Raw genomic sequence first — 13,606 nt, forward strand, 5'->3', positions numbered from 1 at the left:
GTCGCCTCCTCAGTGGCCGTGCTCGGCTTCGCCCTTGGCCAGTTCGGCCTTGAGCAGGAAGGCGTTGGCACCGACGATGCGCTCGTTGCCGGTCAGCCCACCGAGGATCTCGATGCGGTCGCCGGCACGGCGCCCGGCCAGCACCGGCTGCGCCTTGAAGCCGCCGTCGACGGCAACGAACACCGCGCTGCCGCCATCGACGTTCTGCACCGCATCGGCGGGCACGCTGAGCGAACCGTCCTGGCCTTCGGTGACCACCACCGCCGATACCGGCGAACCGGCCGGCGGCAGCGAAGCGTCCACCGGCGTAGCGCGGATCACCGCGACGCCGCCCTGCTGGCGCACATCAGCGGCCGAACCGGTGACGGTGGCGGTGAAGCTGCCACCCGGCACGCTCACTTCCAGCTTCATGCCGGGCGTGACCTGTGCGGCCAGCGCGGGCGGCGCGGTGAACACCAGTTCGTTCATCGCCGGATCGGCGACATCGGCTACCGCGCTGCCGGCAGCGACCACGCCGCCCGGGGTGACCTGCACGTTGCCGACGATGCCGGCCACCGGGCTGGTGATGCGCACGCGGCCGCTGGCATCGGGCGCACCGTTGGCGGCGGCCTGGGCCTGCGCGGCAGCGGCCTGGGCCTGTGCCGCCAGCGAGCGGGCGCGCGAGGCCTCCAGTTCCTGGCGGGCGACCACACCCTGGTCGACCAGCGCCTTGTCGCGGCCATAGGCCAGGCGCGCGGCCTCGGCTTCGGCCGATGCAGCCAGCGCATTGGCGCGGAACACCGCGGCCTCACCGCTGACCACGATCGCCAGCGCCTGGTTCTGCTTCACTGCGGTGCCCGGCGCGACCAGCACGCGCTCGACGCGGCCGGTCACCGTGGACGCCACCGACGCGCGTGCGCCCACCGACGGCTCGACCCGGCCGGACAGGCGCGTGGAGCCACCGCCACCGCGGCCGATGGCGACCACCTCGATACCGGACGCCTTGATCTGTTCCGGGGTCAGCTGCACCACGCCTTCATCGGCGTCGGCGGGGGCCTTGGCGGTTTCCGCCTTGGCCTCCTTGCTGTCGGCGGCATGGCCGTGGCCATCGTCGGTGCCGGCCTTGGCCGCAGCGGGGTCTTCATTGGCAGGCGTCTGCGCATTGCCGGCGCAGCCGGCCAGCAGGACGGTCAGCAGCACGCCGCCGATCAGCGGGAAAGTACGGGAGAGAGTCATTTGGCCTCCACAAAAGGTGCGCGCCCTTCAAGGCGGGCAAGATCGATTTCGGCGCCGACGCGCGACAGGCGCGCATCCACGGCGGTGCCGCGGGCGGCGATGAGGGCGCTGCGCGTGCTGCGCAGTTCCAGCTGCGAGATGCGTCCGGCGTCGAAGCCGACGCGTGCGAGGCGATACGCCTCTTCGGCGGCGACCACGCTTTCATCGGCGGCGCGGGTACGGCTGCCGGCCGCCTTCAGCCCGGCCACGGCAGACAGGCGCTCGGCCTCGCTGTCGCGGCGCTGCTGGTCCAGGCGGGCCTCGGCCGCGCGCTGGTCGGCATTGGCGGCGCGGATGCCACCGCGGTTGCGGTCGAACAGCGGGATGCTGAGGCTGACCCCGAGGTTGTAGGCACGCTCGCCGCCTTCGCGGAAGCGGGTCTGCGCGGCGGTGACGCTCAGATCCGGCAGGGCGCGCTTGCGCTCCACGTCGACCAGCTTGCCGGCTGCATCGGCTTCGGCTTCGGCGATGCGCACCGCCAGCGCCACGTCGGTGGCGCCACGCGGCAGCGGCGGGGCACGGTCGAGCAGGCTGTTGTCGATCGACTGCACCGGCGCATCCAGCAGCGCGGCACCGGCCAGGCGGGCCAGCGCGGCGTCGCGGAACGCCTGCGCTTCATCCAGCGCAGCGCTGGCATTGGCCACTTCGCTCTGCGCCTGCACCGCGCGCAGCTGTGGCTCGCGGCCCTGCTTGACCATCGCGTTGACCGCGTTGGCGTCATCGCGGGTAAGGGTCAGCGCCTCCTCGGCCAGGGAGTAGCGGCGCAGTGCACTTTCCGCCTGTGCGTAGACCACCGCCAGCTGGCTGGCCACGTCGCTGCGGCTCTGGGCACCACGCAGGTTGGCGGCCTGTGCCTCGGCACGGGCGGCACGGACACGCGCGCCACGCTGGCCCCAGACCTCCAGCGGCTGGGACAGGGTGAGCACGGTATCGGCCTTGCCCATGCCGCCATAGGAGCCGGTGCCCCAGGCGTTCTCTGCGGAGTAGGAGAGGGAAGGGTTGGGCAACGCACGGGCCTGGTCGGCGCGCGCGTCGGCGGCCTCGGCCAGCGCCGTACCGACGCGGGTACCCGGCAGCTGGTCCAGGCGTTCAAGCAGGGTGTCGTAGGAAGGGGCGGCTTGCGCCATCACCGATGCCGCCGGGGCCAGGCCCAGCAGCACAGCGACGACCAGCCCGGCCGCGCGCGGCGACCGAGGTGTCAGGATCGACATAGGGGGATTCCGGTTGTGAGTGAAACGGGAGCCCGCAATCGCGGGACGCGCTCAACTCACGCCCGGGGAGGACGCGTCAATTCATCCTGGGCGACCGCATAGGTCGCCGCGTCGCCGGCATTCATCCAGCGCGCCGGCAGTGGCGCACCGAAGGCGGCGAGGGTGCTGGCCGGAAGGCTCAGGTTGGAGTGGTGGCAGTGGTTGTGGCCACAGGCACCGACGTGCTTGCCGTCGGCATCGCCATCGGCATCCGGAGCGGACTCCACATGCACCGTGCTGGCGTGCGGTTCCACCGTGCAGGCCAGCGCGTCGGCCACCGGCACGACCACGAATGCCGCCATCAGCAGCATCAGCAGGTACGAGCGAAGGTGGCGGGAGATCCGGCGCATGGAGGGGAGGCTAGCAAGCGGTTTTCGCCGGATACAATATCAATGGCCACCTCGGGAATCCGTCGGAGCCTCCCGTTCAGGTGCGTCGGGCTGGGGTTGGATCCCTTTCCTCCGGAAAGGGCTCTGACCCCAGCACATCGTTCGGGTGCGCCGCGCACATGTGCTCTGGTAGGTGTCGACCTTGGTCGACACGCTTTTCGACCCCCGACACATTGCCGGCCAGCGGCCGGCACTACCGGTCTGCAGGCAGCTTCGCGATCACCTTGATCTCGAACTGGAACCCATACAGCCAGGTCACGCCGATACCGGTCAGGGTCGGATGCGGCGCCTCGCCCCAGTACTCGGGCACGATCGCCCACGCCTTCTCGAAGTTCTTCTCGGGGTCGACCAGGAACACGGTCACGTCGACCACGTCATCGAAGGTGCAGCCGGCGGCAGCCAGCACCGCGTTGAGATTCTCGAAGGCGCGGCGCACCTGGGTTTCGAAATCCGGCTCGGGCGAGCCGTCTTCGCGGCTGCCGACCTGGCCGGAAACGAACAGGAAGCCGTTGGATCGGATCGCCGGCGAGTAGCGGTTGCGCTCGTACAGGGCTTGGCGACCGGCGGGGAAAACGACATCGCGCTGTGACATGGGGAAGATCCCGTGGGAGAGAACGTCATCCTCCCCGCCAGCGCTGTCTGGATAAACCGCGATGATCGGCCTAGATTGATTGCCAATCCCAAACAATCATGGCCAGCCATGGACCGTTTCGAGGCGATGCGGGCCTTTGCCCGGGTGGTGGAAACCGGCAGCTTCACCCGCGCCGCGCAGACCCTGCAGATCAGCCGCACCACGGCCACCCAGCTGGTGCAGCAGCTGGAGGCGCACCTGCGGCTGCGCCTGCTCAACCGCACCACGCGCCGGGTCAGCGTCACCGCCGATGGCGCGGCCTATTACCCGCGCATCGCCCGCCTGCTGGCCGAGCTGGAAGAGGTGGAGGCCGGGCTGGGCGACGCGGCCACCCAGCCGCGCGGACGCCTGCGGGTCGATGTGCCCGGGCCGTACGCGCGCTTGCGGCTGGTGCCGGCGTTGCCGGATTTCCAGGCGCGCTACCCGGAGATCCAGCTGGACATCGGCGTGAGTGACCGCGAGGTCGATGTCATCGCCGACAACGTCGACTGCGTGATCCGCGGCGGCACCCCGGCCGATCCGGCACTGGTGGCGCGGCCGTTGGCTGCGCTGCCGATCGGTTTCCACGCCAGCCCCGGCTATGTGCAGCGTTTCGGGCTGCCAGCCGATCCGCGCGCGCTGGAAGGGCCCGATCACCACATGGTCGGCTTCCTCAGCCCGCGCAGTGGCCGGGCGCGGGTGTTCAGCGCACAGCGCGGCGATGAGCGCGTCGAGGTGCAGGGCCGCTACACGGTCGGCTTCGACGACGGCAACGCCTATCTGGCCGCGGCGTTGGCGGGGCTGGGCGTGGTGGCGTTGCCCAGCTACATGGCCGAACCGCACGTGGCGCGTGGCGAGCTGCTGCCGGTGCTGCCGGACTGGCAGCTGCCGCCCATGCCGATGCATGTGATGTTCCCGCCGAACCGGCACATGAGCCAGCGGCTGCGGGTGTTCATCGATTGGGTGGTGGAAGCGTTGGGGTGAGTGCATCGGTCGCGTGCGAAAATCCGGCTGCACGTACCGGAGAACGCACACCCTGATGAGCCGCATCGTCGCACTGGATACCGAAACCACCGGCATCTCCCACCGCCTGGGGCACCGGGTGATCGAAATCGGTGCCGTCGAACTGATCGATGGCCAGCTGACCGGCCGCCAGTTCCACACCTACCTGCAGCCGCAGCGCAAGGTCGATTGGGGCGCACAGCGCGTGCATGGCATCAGCGATGCGATGCTGGTGGGCAAGCCACTGTTCTCCAGCAAGGCCGCCGAACTGCTGGACTTCCTGCGCGGCAGCGAAATGGTCGCGCACAATGCCACCTTCGATGTGGGCTTCCTGGACAACGAGCTGCGCCTGGCCGGCATCCCCGCCAGCCTGGCCCAGCATTGCCGCATCACCTGCAGCCTGAAGCTGGCGCGCGGGCGCTGGCCGGGCCAGGGCAACAAGCTGGATGATGTGCTGCAGCGCCTGCGCATTCCCGGCAACCGCGGCCTGCACGGCGCGTTGAAGGATGCCCATCTGCTGGCCCAGGTGATTCCGCATCTGCGTTGAACTGGCCCGGCACTACCGGCGGCCGTCGCGTTCAGCCCCAGCCTGTGGGTAACTTGCGCAAGTGCTTGAACCCGTGCATAATGCGCGGCTCGCTGTGTCCGGTTTTCTGCCGGGCGGCGCCCCCGGGAACACGTCCCCGGCCGCCCAACGCCAGCGTAACCCTTTGATTCTCTTGACGTGTGGTGGGCAACCATCGAGGCCGCCGTCTCCCGGGCTACGGGCTGACAACTACTACTATCGAGGTGCGCAATGTCCCGCGTATGCCAGGTTTCCGGCAAGCGAGTGCAGACAGGTAACAACGTCTCGCACGCCAACAACAAGACCCGTCGTCGTTTCCTGCCGAATCTGCACGAGCGCCGTTTCTGGGTGGCCAGCGAGAACCGCTGGGTCAAGCTTCGTGTTTCCGCGCATGCACTGCGCACCATCGACAAGAACGGCATTGATTCCGTTCTGGCTGAGCTGCGTGCGCGCGGCGAAAAGGTCTGAGGAGTAAAGCATCATGGCAGGCAAGCGCGATAAGGTCCGTATGATTTCCTCGGCCGGTACCGGCCACTTCTACACGACCGACAAGAACAAGAAGAACACCCCGGGGAAGATGGAATTCCTGAAGTACGATCCGGTCGTGCGCAAGCACGTCCTGTACAAGGAAGGCAAGATCAAGTAATCCGCAAGGATTGCTGGTCCCCGCGAAGAAACCCGCCCTTGTGGCGGGTTTTTTCATGTCTGGCATCCAGATGGTGGGGGCCGACCGTTGGCCGGCCCACTCCTTCGACCCCCGGTAGGTGCCAACCTTGGTTGGCATACTTATCCCGCCCCCGGTAGGTGTCGACCTTGGTCGACACGTTGGTTCAAGGCAGTCGAGCGCGGCTCGACTCTACAAGGGCCGGTGGGCAGAATGGCCCATCACCTCCCGACGGGCGACGCGATGCTGTTCGAGTGGTTGCTGGGTTCCTACCTGCTGCTGATCGACTGGCTGATCCGGCTGGTCGCGCTGTGCTGGATCCCCACCCGCACCACGCCGGGGGCGGCGCGCAGCTGGCTGCTGCTGGTCGGCTTCGTGCCGCTGCTGGGCCTGCCGCTGTACCTGCTGTTCGGCCACCCGTGGCTGTCGCGCGAGCGCATCCGCCGCCAGGCCGAGGCCTCGCAGGTGATCCGCGAGGAACAGGCGCTGCAGCATCGCCTGCGCTGGGCCCCGCAGCCGGACACCGCCAGCGCCGAGATCGTGCCGCTGGTGCAGCGCCAGGGCGACTTCATGCCGGTGCACGGCAACGCGGTGGACCTGCTGACCGACTACGACGAATCGCTGCACACGCTGATCGCCGACATCGACCAGGCCGAAGACCGCGTGCACCTGCTGTACTACCTGATGTTCGATGACGCGGTGGGCGAGGCGGTGGTCGAGGCGCTGCAGCGTGCCGCCGCGCGTGGCGTGCAGTGCCGCGTGCTGCTCGACGCGGTGGGTGCCAAGCGCGGCCTGCGCGCCTATCGCAAGCGCCTGGAAGCGCGCGACATCGAAGTGCGCGCGATGCTGCCCGGTGGCCTGCGCTGGCGGCGCAGCGGGCGCATGGACCTGCGCAACCACCGCAAGATCGCGGTGATCGACAACGAAGTGGCGTATGTCGGTTCGCAGAACCTGGCCGGCCCCGGGTTCGTGCCCGGCCACCCGAACCGCGAACTGGTGGCGCGCGTGCGTGGCCCGGCGGTGGCGCACCTGGAAGCGGTGTTCGCCAGCGACTGGTACATGGAAACCGGTCAGCGCCTGGACGTGATCGCCGATGTGCCCGAGTGCAGCGATGACATCGCCACCCAGCTGTTGCCCAGCGGCCCTGCCTATCCGTACAGCAACGCACGCGATGCGGTGGCGGCGCTGATCCACCTCGCACGGCGCCGGCTGGTGATGGTCACCCCGTACTTCGTGCCCGACGAAGCCACGCTGAGCGCGCTGCGCATCGCGGCGCTGTCCGGCGTGGACGTGCAGCTGATCCTGTCGGCCAGCAACAACCAGCGGCTGACCTCGTGGGCGCAGGAGGCGTACTACGACGAGCTGCTGCGCTGTGGCGTGCGCATCGCCCTGTACGAACCGCAGTTCCTGCACGCCAAGCACATGAGCGTGGACGAGGACATCGCCGTGCTGGGCTCGATCAACATGGATATCCGCTCGTTCGCGCTGAATGCCGAGATCGGCCTGATCTGCTACGACTGCGCGCTGGTGAAGCAGTTGTGCGCGATCGAGGACGGCTATCTGCGTGAGTCGCGGCAGCTGGACCTGCTGCAGTGGCGCAGCCGCCCCACATGGCGGCGTAGCCGCGAAGGCATCGCACGGCTGGCCGATGCGTTGATGTAAGGCAAGGCCGGCCGCCCATTTCGGCAATCCGGCCTGTCATCGCCGATGGCCTACAATCGGCACATGACTGATTCACCGCGTATTGGCGAACTGGACCTGGCAATCATCGGTGGTGGTGCGGCCGGGGTGCTGGTGGCGATCCAGGTACTGCGCCAGGCCAAGGCGCCGCTGGCGCTGGCCATTTTCGAGCCGGCCTCGCAGCTGGCCCAGGGCATCGCCTATGCCACGCCGTGGCCGGAGCATCTGCTGAACGTGCCGGCGGCGAAGATGAGTGCGTTTGCCGACCAGCCCGGCGATTTCCTCGACTACCTGATGGCCGCCAACGCCTACCCGGGCGAGGCGCGCGAGGTGCTGGGCGAGCGTTACGTGTGCCGCCACTTCTTTGCTGCCTACCTGCAGCAGCGCCTGCAGGACGCCGCCGCGGCCAGCCCGGCGCAGCTGCAGGTGATCGCGCAGCCGGTGCTGGGCCTGCAGCCGGATGACCACGGTTACCGGCTGCAGCTGGGCGATGGCCAGACGCTGCACGCCGCACAGGCGGTGCTGGCTACCGGCAACAGCATGCGCCCGCTGCCGGTGGCCGGTGCTGATGCGCTGCCTGCGGATGACGTGATCGAGGCCTGGGACTACGACGGCGTACGCACCCTGGCCGGTGAGCAGGCCGTGGCCATTGTCGGTTCCGGCCTGAGCATGGCCGACACCGTGCTGGCGCTGGTCGCTGCCGGCCACACCGGCCCGCTGCATGTGATCTCGCGCCATGGCCTGCTGCCGTTGCCGCACGCGCATGGTGGCCTGCCCAGCTTCGACCCGGCCACGTTGCTGCCGATGAACCTGCGCCAGCGCCTGCACGCATTGCGCGGGTTCGCACGCCAGGCGCAGGCCGATGGCCTGCCGTGGCAGGGCGTGATGGACCGCATCCGCCCGCACGGGCAGGCGTTGTGGTGCAGCCTCGATGAGGCCGACCAGCGCCGCTTCCTGCGCCATGTGGTGCGCTATTGGGACGTGCATCGCCACCGCATCGCCGAAGAGGTGGATGCGCAGCTGCAGACACTGCAGGACAGCGGCCAACTGTGTATCCATCGGTCCCGCCTGCAGCGCGTCTGGCGCGAAGGCGATGCCCTGCGGTTGTCCGGCCGCGATGCCTCGGGCAATGAACAGCAGTGGACGATCAGCGGGGTGATCAACGCCACCGGCGTGGAAACCCGTGCCAGCGCGCTGCGCAATCCGTTGCTGCAGCAACTGCAGGCCGATGGGCTGGCGCGCCCCGGCCCGCACGGGCTGGGCCTGGACAGCACGGTGCCGGGCGATCGCCTGTGTGCCGCCGGTGGCCAGCCGCAGGCACGGCTGGGCGTGCTCGGCAGCCTGCGCATCGGCAGCCTGTGGGAAAGCCTGGCGGTGCCTGAACTGCGTCAGCAGGCGCACGCACTGGCAACCCAGGTGGTCGCAGGAGCCGCGACGGCGATGCCGTAAAATGGGGGCATGGATGTCTCCCACCTGCTTGATGGCCTGAACCCGGCCCAGCGCGAAGCCGTCTCCGCTCCCCCCGGCCACCACCTGGTGCTGGCCGGTGCCGGTTCCGGCAAGACCCGCGTACTCACCCACCGCATCGCCTGGCTGCATGAAGTCGATGGCGTGCCGACCCACGGCATTTTCGCGGTGACCTTCACCAACAAGGCGGCCGGCGAAATGCGCCACCGCATCGACGCACAGCTGCCCAATGGCAGCCGCGGCATGTGGATCGGCACCTTCCACGGCCTGGCCAACCGCCTGCTGCGCCTGCACTGGCAGGACGCGAAGCTGCCGGAAGGCTTCCAGGTGATGGATTCGGACGACCAGCTGCGGCTGGTCAAGCGCGTGGTGCAGGCGCTGGAACTGGACGACGGCAAGTACCCGGCCAAGCAGATCGCGTGGTGGATCAACGCGCAGAAGGACGAAGGCCGCCGCCCGCAGCACATCCAGCCCGAGCCGCACGACGCCTGGCTGGAAACCATGCGCCAGGCCTACATCGAGTACCAGGCACGCTGCGACCGCGCCGGCCTGGTCGACTTCGCCGAGCTGCTGCTGCGCGCGCACGAACTGCTGCGCGACAACCCGGCCCTGCTGGCGCATTACCGCGCCCGCTTCCGCGAAATCCTGGTGGACGAGTTCCAGGACACCAATGCCATCCAGTACGCCTTCGTGCGCGTGCTGGCCGGCGATTCCGGCCACGTGTTCGTGGTCGGCGACGATGACCAGGCCATCTACGGCTGGCGCGGTGCCAAGGTCGAGAACGTGCAGGGCTTCCTGCGCGACTTCCCGGGCGCGCAGACCATCCGCCTGGAACAGAACTACCGCTCCACCGCCAACATCCTCGGCGCCGCCAACGCGGTGATCGCGCACAACCCGGACCGCATCGGCAAGCAGCTGTGGACCGACAGCGGCGACGGCGAGCCGATCGACCTGTACGCCGCGTACAACGAGATGGACGAGGCGCGCTACATCGTCGAGCGTGCTCGCCAATGGGTGCGTGACGGTGGCAGCTACACCGAAGTGGCCGTGCTCTACCGCAGCAACGCGCAGTCGCGCGCGCTGGAAGAAGCGCTGCTGAGCGAACAGGTGCCGTACCGCGTGTACGGCGGCATGCGCTTCTTCGAGCGTGCCGAAATCAAGGACGCGCTGGCCTACCTGCGCCTGCTGTCCAACCGCAACGATGACGCGGCGTTCGAGCGCGCGGTCAACACGCCGACGCGTGGTATCGGCGACCGCACGCTGGACGAAGTGCGCCGCGAGGCGCGCGCGCAGGGTATTTCGCTGTGGGAAGCGACCATGCTGGTCACCCAGGGCAGCGCGCTGGCCGCACGTGCGCGCAATGCGCTGGCCGGCTTCCTGGTGCTGGTCAACGAGCTGCAGGCGCAGACCCTGCACATGACCCTGGCCGAGCGCGTGGACCACGTGCTGGCCCGCTCGCAGCTGCGCGAGCACTGGAGCAAGGAAAGCCGCAACGCGCTGGACTCGGAATCGCGCACCGACAACCTCGACGAACTGGTCTCGGTGGCCTCGCGCTTCGTGCGCCGCGCCGACGACATCGAGGAAGTGGGCGAGGACATGGACGAGCTGGTCGCGTTCCTGGCCTATGCCGCGCTGGAGGCCGGCGAGGGCCAGGCGCAGGCGGGCGAGGACGGCGTGCAGCTGATGACCCTGCACTCGGCCAAGGGCCTGGAGTTCCCGCTGGTGTTCCTGGCCGGTCTGGAAGAAGGCCTGTTCCCCAGCGCACGTTCGCTGGAGGAAAGCGGGCGGCTGGAAGAAGAGCGCCGCCTGGCCTACGTCGGCATCACCCGCGCGCGCCAGAAACTGGTGCTGAGCTACGCCGAATCGCGCCGCATCCACGGCCAGGACAACTACAGCCTGCCATCGCGCTTCCTGCGCGAGATTCCGCGCGAGCTGCTGCACGAAGTGCGGCCGAAGGTGCAGGTCTCGCGGCCGGCCTCTATGGGTGCCAGCCGGGTGATCGGCCATGCCTCGATCGAGGCACCGCCGATCAAGCTCGGCGCACTGGTCACCCATCCCAAGTTCGGCGAAGGCATGGTGACCGACTACGAAGGCAACGGCGCACACGCCCGCGTGCAGGTCGAGTTCGCCGACGCCGGCAGCAAGTGGCTGGTGATGGCCTACGCCAACCTGACGGTGATCTGATCACCGTCGAGGGGTCGGATCCCTCCCACAGGGAGGGCTCTGACCCCATCGCGGAATGCACGTGGTTGGGGTCAGAGCCCTTTCCCGTTGGAAAAGGGATCCGACCCCGATTAGGCTGCGGGCATGACCCGCAACGTGCTCTTCCTCTGCAGCCAGAACCGCCTGCGTAGCCCGACGGCCGAGCAGGTATTCGCCGATTGGCCGGGCATCGAGACCGCCTCAGCCGGGTTGTTGGCCGATGCCGAGGAAGTGCTCAGCCCCGAGCTGCTGCAGTGGGCCGATCTGGTGTTTGTGATGGAGAAGGCGCATCGCAACCGGTTGTCCAGCCGCTACAAGGCATGGCTGAAGGGCAAGCGGGTGATCTGCCTGGATATCCCTGACGACTACGACTACATGGACCCGGTGCTGGTGGAGTTGCTGAAGCGCAAGGTGGCGCCGTTCCTGCGTTGACGGGCTGTTGTAGAGCCGAGCCCATGCTCGGCTGCTTCTGGCTGGAAGAACAGCCGAGCATGGCTATGCCGGTCGTCCTGACCGGCACCCTTCGGGCCGTCGCAAGCGACGTTGGCAGCGGCTCCTGCCGCTACCTTCGGCTCTACAATAGAAGCCACATCTTCCAGGAACGCCTCCATGACCGAACCCACGCTGCACGTCACCGTGAAGCTGAACGCCCGGCTGCAGCCGGAGCATCGCCACGAACTGTTCGAGGATCCGCTCGATGCGCTGCTGCAGGCGGCGCAGGTAGGTGAGCTGACTGGCGGCGGCACCGCGATGTCCGACCTGGGCGAGGTCGAGTACGGCGATATCGAAGTGGCGCTGGTCGATGCGGCCGGCGTGCCGAAGTTGATCGATCTGCTGGAGCAGCTGGGTGCACCAAAGGGTTCGCAGCTGCAGGGTGCGGGTGAAGCCGACCGCAGCTTCGGCGTGACCGAAGGCCTGGGCATCTACCTGGATGGCCTGAACCTGCCGGACGACGTCTACGAACAGTGCGATTCCAACCACGTGTTCGAACAGCTGTCGGAGAGCATCGACGGCCTGGGCGAGATCTGCAGCTGGTGGCAGGGCCCGACCGAGACCGCGCTGTACATGTACGGCGAATCGTTCGAGGCGATGCGTGATGCGATCGCTGAATTCGTGGCCAGCTACCCGCTGTGCCAGAACGCGCGCGTGGTGCAGATCGCCTGAGCGACGTTGTTGTAGAGCCGAGCCCATGCTCGGCTCATGCACCCGAAGCCGAGCATGGGCTCGGCTCTACAGAAGAGCATTATCGGCCGGCTGACTGCCGGGCGTTGTCGCGCTGGGCAAGATCCTTGCCCAGATGATAGCCGCCGTAGAACAGCACGAAGGCGGCGATGAGGCTCCACAGGATGATCCTGAGGGGGCTTCGTGGTGTCGGCTCGCTGTCCTGCATGGGCGTTCTCCCAGGGCGGCGCGGTGCCGCGGGTCCAGCATGCGCTGCGGTCAGGGGGTGTGCAAGCGGGCGGTGCGCACACGCCGCTGCACGGCGCCGGATTGATCCTGCTCAAGGCACGGCCTGCACATCCGGTGTGCAATGGTGTCGTTCCCATCTGGCAGATCGCTACGGAGCCCCACCATGTACAAGCGCATCCTGATTGCCACCGACGGATCCGAGCTGGCCGACAAGGGCCTGGCCAAGGGCCTGGAGCTGGCCAAGGACCTCAATGCCGAGGTCGATATCGTGACTGTTTCCGAGCCATGGGCCGTCGGCATGTACGACGCCATGGGCTGGAGCGTGGGCTACATGAACAGCCCTGAGTACAAGGCCGACCGCGAGGAAGGCGCGCAGAAAGTGCTGCAGCCGGCGCTGGCCAAGGCCGCCGAGCAGGGCATCACCGCCAATCCGGTGCATGTGCTGGACCGCTATGCGGCCGACGGCATCATCGAGACGGCGGGTGAGCGCAACAGTGACCTGATCGTGATGACGTCGCACGGCCGCCGTGGCGTGACCCGTGTGCTGCTGGGCAGCCAGACCGCGGAAGTGCTGGCGCGCAGCACCCTGCCGGTGCTGGTCATCCGCTGATCCATACCCGCTGATTCAAGCGTTCCCGGGGAGGGGACCCGACGCCGGCCGCAGGATGCGCGCCGGTGTCATCTTTTTGGGGCTGCACAAGCGGACATCCATGCAGGGCGTGGATGCGGCCAGCGTTCTCATGAAAGCCGCGTTGGCTGGACGCGGCAGGCGCGGCGCCACTGCGCCGGCGACATCCCATAGCGGGCCTGGAAGGCCCGCTGGAACTGGCGTTCCGAGGCGAAGCCCACCTCATACAGCAGCCAGGTGACGCTGCAGCAGGGGTCACGGTCGAGGTGGCGGTGGGCCAGCCACAGGCGCCGTTCGCGGATGTAGCGGGCGACCCCGCCCAAGGCCTGGAACAACCGGTACAGCGTGGGCCGCGAGAGCGCGAAGGCATCGCGGATCATGCGCTCGTCCAGTTCACACTCACCCAGGTGCGCATCGATGAAATCGAGGATCCGCCGCAGTCGCGGGTCGGACGGCGGCGCCGTCGACGCCGACGGCAGTGAAGC

General features: G+C 68.3%; 15 protein-coding genes and 1 pseudogene. 10 read left to right on the forward strand and 6 right to left on the reverse strand.

Annotated features, from left to right (window positions below; all coding sequences use genetic code 11):
* Positions 1-9: 9 nt before the first annotated feature.
* From VPH47_RS00175 to VPH47_RS00190, 4 genes are all read right to left on the reverse strand, one after another.
* The gene (locus tag VPH47_RS00175) at positions 10-1,215 is read right to left on the reverse strand and encodes an efflux RND transporter periplasmic adaptor subunit (RefSeq protein ID WP_014038965.1); all 1,206 of its coding nucleotides are present in this window, start codon (positions 1,213-1,215) and stop codon (positions 10-12) included.
* Entirely contained in the window at positions 1,212-2,465 is a 1,254-nt protein-coding gene (locus VPH47_RS00180; RefSeq protein WP_197611857.1) for a TolC family protein, read from the reverse strand. The genes VPH47_RS00175 and VPH47_RS00180 overlap by 4 nt, the downstream gene beginning before the upstream one ends.
* A 56-nt stretch (positions 2,466-2,521) precedes the next feature.
* Positions 2,522-2,854: a hypothetical protein gene (locus VPH47_RS00185; protein ID WP_153856977.1), complete on the reverse strand. Its 333-nt coding sequence runs from the start codon at positions 2,852-2,854 to the stop codon at positions 2,522-2,524.
* A 232-nt stretch (positions 2,855-3,086) separates the two neighbouring features.
* Complete coding sequence (locus VPH47_RS00190; protein WP_075675834.1) at positions 3,087-3,485, reverse strand: RidA family protein; 399 nt, start codon at positions 3,483-3,485, stop codon at positions 3,087-3,089.
* Between the two features lie 108 nt (positions 3,486-3,593).
* Here VPH47_RS00190 and VPH47_RS00195 point away from each other — a divergent pair, with 108 nt between their 5' ends.
* From VPH47_RS00195 to VPH47_RS00235, 9 genes are all read left to right on the forward strand, one after another.
* Complete coding sequence (locus tag VPH47_RS00195) at positions 3,594-4,487, forward strand: LysR substrate-binding domain-containing protein (protein ID WP_368849852.1); 894 nt, start codon at positions 3,594-3,596, stop codon at positions 4,485-4,487.
* 55 nt (positions 4,488-4,542) lie between these two features.
* Positions 4,543-5,052, forward strand: a complete 510-nt coding sequence (dnaQ, locus tag VPH47_RS00200; RefSeq protein WP_049446952.1) for a DNA polymerase III subunit epsilon — start codon at positions 4,543-4,545, stop codon at positions 5,050-5,052.
* Between the two features lie 249 nt (positions 5,053-5,301).
* Entirely contained in the window at positions 5,302-5,538 is a 237-nt protein-coding gene (gene rpmB, locus VPH47_RS00205) for a 50S ribosomal protein L28 (RefSeq protein WP_005411638.1), read from the forward strand.
* Between the two features lie 10 nt (positions 5,539-5,548).
* Positions 5,549-5,716, forward strand: coding sequence for a 50S ribosomal protein L33 (gene rpmG / locus VPH47_RS00210; protein ID WP_169411268.1), 168 nt, complete (start codon positions 5,549-5,551; stop codon positions 5,714-5,716).
* Between the two features lie 261 nt (positions 5,717-5,977).
* Complete coding sequence (gene cls, locus VPH47_RS00215; RefSeq protein WP_368851555.1) at positions 5,978-7,396, forward strand: cardiolipin synthase; 1,419 nt, start codon at positions 5,978-5,980, stop codon at positions 7,394-7,396.
* Positions 7,397-7,441: 45 nt separating this feature from the next.
* Positions 7,442-8,863, forward strand: a complete 1,422-nt coding sequence (locus VPH47_RS00220) for an FAD/NAD(P)-binding protein (RefSeq protein ID WP_368849853.1) — start codon at positions 7,442-7,444, stop codon at positions 8,861-8,863.
* A 9-nt stretch (positions 8,864-8,872) separates the two neighbouring features.
* Positions 8,873-11,065, forward strand: coding sequence for a DNA helicase II (gene uvrD, locus VPH47_RS00225; protein WP_368849854.1), 2,193 nt, complete (start codon positions 8,873-8,875; stop codon positions 11,063-11,065).
* A gap of 123 nt (positions 11,066-11,188) precedes the next feature.
* Entirely contained in the window at positions 11,189-11,515 is a 327-nt protein-coding gene (locus tag VPH47_RS00230) for a low molecular weight protein tyrosine phosphatase family protein (protein WP_110714166.1), read from the forward strand.
* A gap of 177 nt (positions 11,516-11,692) precedes the next feature.
* Positions 11,693-12,247 (forward strand): hypothetical protein, encoded by a 555-nt coding sequence (locus tag VPH47_RS00235; protein WP_368849855.1) that lies wholly within the window; start codon positions 11,693-11,695, stop codon positions 12,245-12,247.
* A gap of 79 nt (positions 12,248-12,326) precedes the next feature.
* Here VPH47_RS00235 and VPH47_RS00240 read toward each other — a convergent pair whose 3' ends face one another.
* Positions 12,327-12,473 (reverse strand): hypothetical protein, encoded by a 147-nt coding sequence (locus tag VPH47_RS00240; RefSeq protein WP_368849856.1) that lies wholly within the window; start codon positions 12,471-12,473, stop codon positions 12,327-12,329.
* Between the two features lie 183 nt (positions 12,474-12,656).
* On the opposite strand from VPH47_RS00240, the gene VPH47_RS00245 reads away from it, so the two are divergent.
* Positions 12,657-13,103 carry a universal stress protein gene (locus VPH47_RS00245; RefSeq protein WP_005411629.1) on the forward strand — a complete coding sequence of 149 codons (447 nt, stop codon included), beginning with the start codon at positions 12,657-12,659 and terminating at the stop codon, positions 13,101-13,103.
* 152 nt (positions 13,104-13,255) lie between these two features.
* Here VPH47_RS00245 and VPH47_RS00250 read toward each other — a convergent pair.
* Positions 13,256-13,552, reverse strand: a pseudogene (locus tag VPH47_RS00250) (helix-turn-helix domain-containing protein); the annotation flags it as partial.
* Positions 13,553-13,606: the final 54 nt, after the last annotated feature.

This window comes from Stenotrophomonas sp. WED208 (assembly GCF_040984485.1).
Classification (GTDB): domain Bacteria; phylum Pseudomonadota; class Gammaproteobacteria; order Xanthomonadales; family Xanthomonadaceae; genus Stenotrophomonas; species Stenotrophomonas riyadhensis.

Excerpts from the sequence above, each read along its gene's own strand:
- VPH47_RS00185 (WP_153856977.1), bottom strand. The coding sequence starts at position 2,854 with ATGCGCCGGATCTCCCGCCACCTTCGCTCGTACCTGCTGATGCTGCTG.
- VPH47_RS00230 (WP_110714166.1), top strand. The coding sequence starts at position 11,189 with ATGACCCGCAACGTGCTCTTCCTCTGCAGCCAGAACCGCCTGCGTAGC.
- VPH47_RS00190 (WP_075675834.1), bottom strand. The coding sequence starts at position 3,485 with ATGTCACAGCGCGATGTCGTTTTCCCCGCCGGTCGCCAAGCCCTGTAC.
- VPH47_RS00240 (WP_368849856.1), bottom strand. The coding sequence starts at position 12,473 with ATGCAGGACAGCGAGCCGACACCACGAAGCCCCCTCAGGATCATCCTG.
- rpmB (WP_005411638.1), top strand. The coding sequence starts at position 5,302 with ATGTCCCGCGTATGCCAGGTTTCCGGCAAGCGAGTGCAGACAGGTAAC.
- VPH47_RS00235 (WP_368849855.1), top strand. The coding sequence starts at position 11,693 with ATGACCGAACCCACGCTGCACGTCACCGTGAAGCTGAACGCCCGGCTG.
- VPH47_RS00180 (WP_197611857.1), bottom strand. The coding sequence starts at position 2,465 with ATGTCGATCCTGACACCTCGGTCGCCGCGCGCGGCCGGGCTGGTCGTC.
- VPH47_RS00195 (WP_368849852.1), top strand. The coding sequence starts at position 3,594 with ATGGACCGTTTCGAGGCGATGCGGGCCTTTGCCCGGGTGGTGGAAACC.
- VPH47_RS00245 (WP_005411629.1), top strand. The coding sequence starts at position 12,657 with ATGTACAAGCGCATCCTGATTGCCACCGACGGATCCGAGCTGGCCGAC.
- VPH47_RS00220 (WP_368849853.1), top strand. The coding sequence starts at position 7,442 with ATGGCCTACAATCGGCACATGACTGATTCACCGCGTATTGGCGAACTG.
- uvrD (WP_368849854.1), top strand. The coding sequence starts at position 8,873 with ATGGATGTCTCCCACCTGCTTGATGGCCTGAACCCGGCCCAGCGCGAA.
- VPH47_RS00175 (WP_014038965.1), bottom strand. The coding sequence starts at position 1,215 with ATGACTCTCTCCCGTACTTTCCCGCTGATCGGCGGCGTGCTGCTGACC.
- cls (WP_368851555.1), top strand. The coding sequence starts at position 5,978 with ATGCTGTTCGAGTGGTTGCTGGGTTCCTACCTGCTGCTGATCGACTGG.
- dnaQ (WP_049446952.1), top strand. The coding sequence starts at position 4,543 with ATGAGCCGCATCGTCGCACTGGATACCGAAACCACCGGCATCTCCCAC.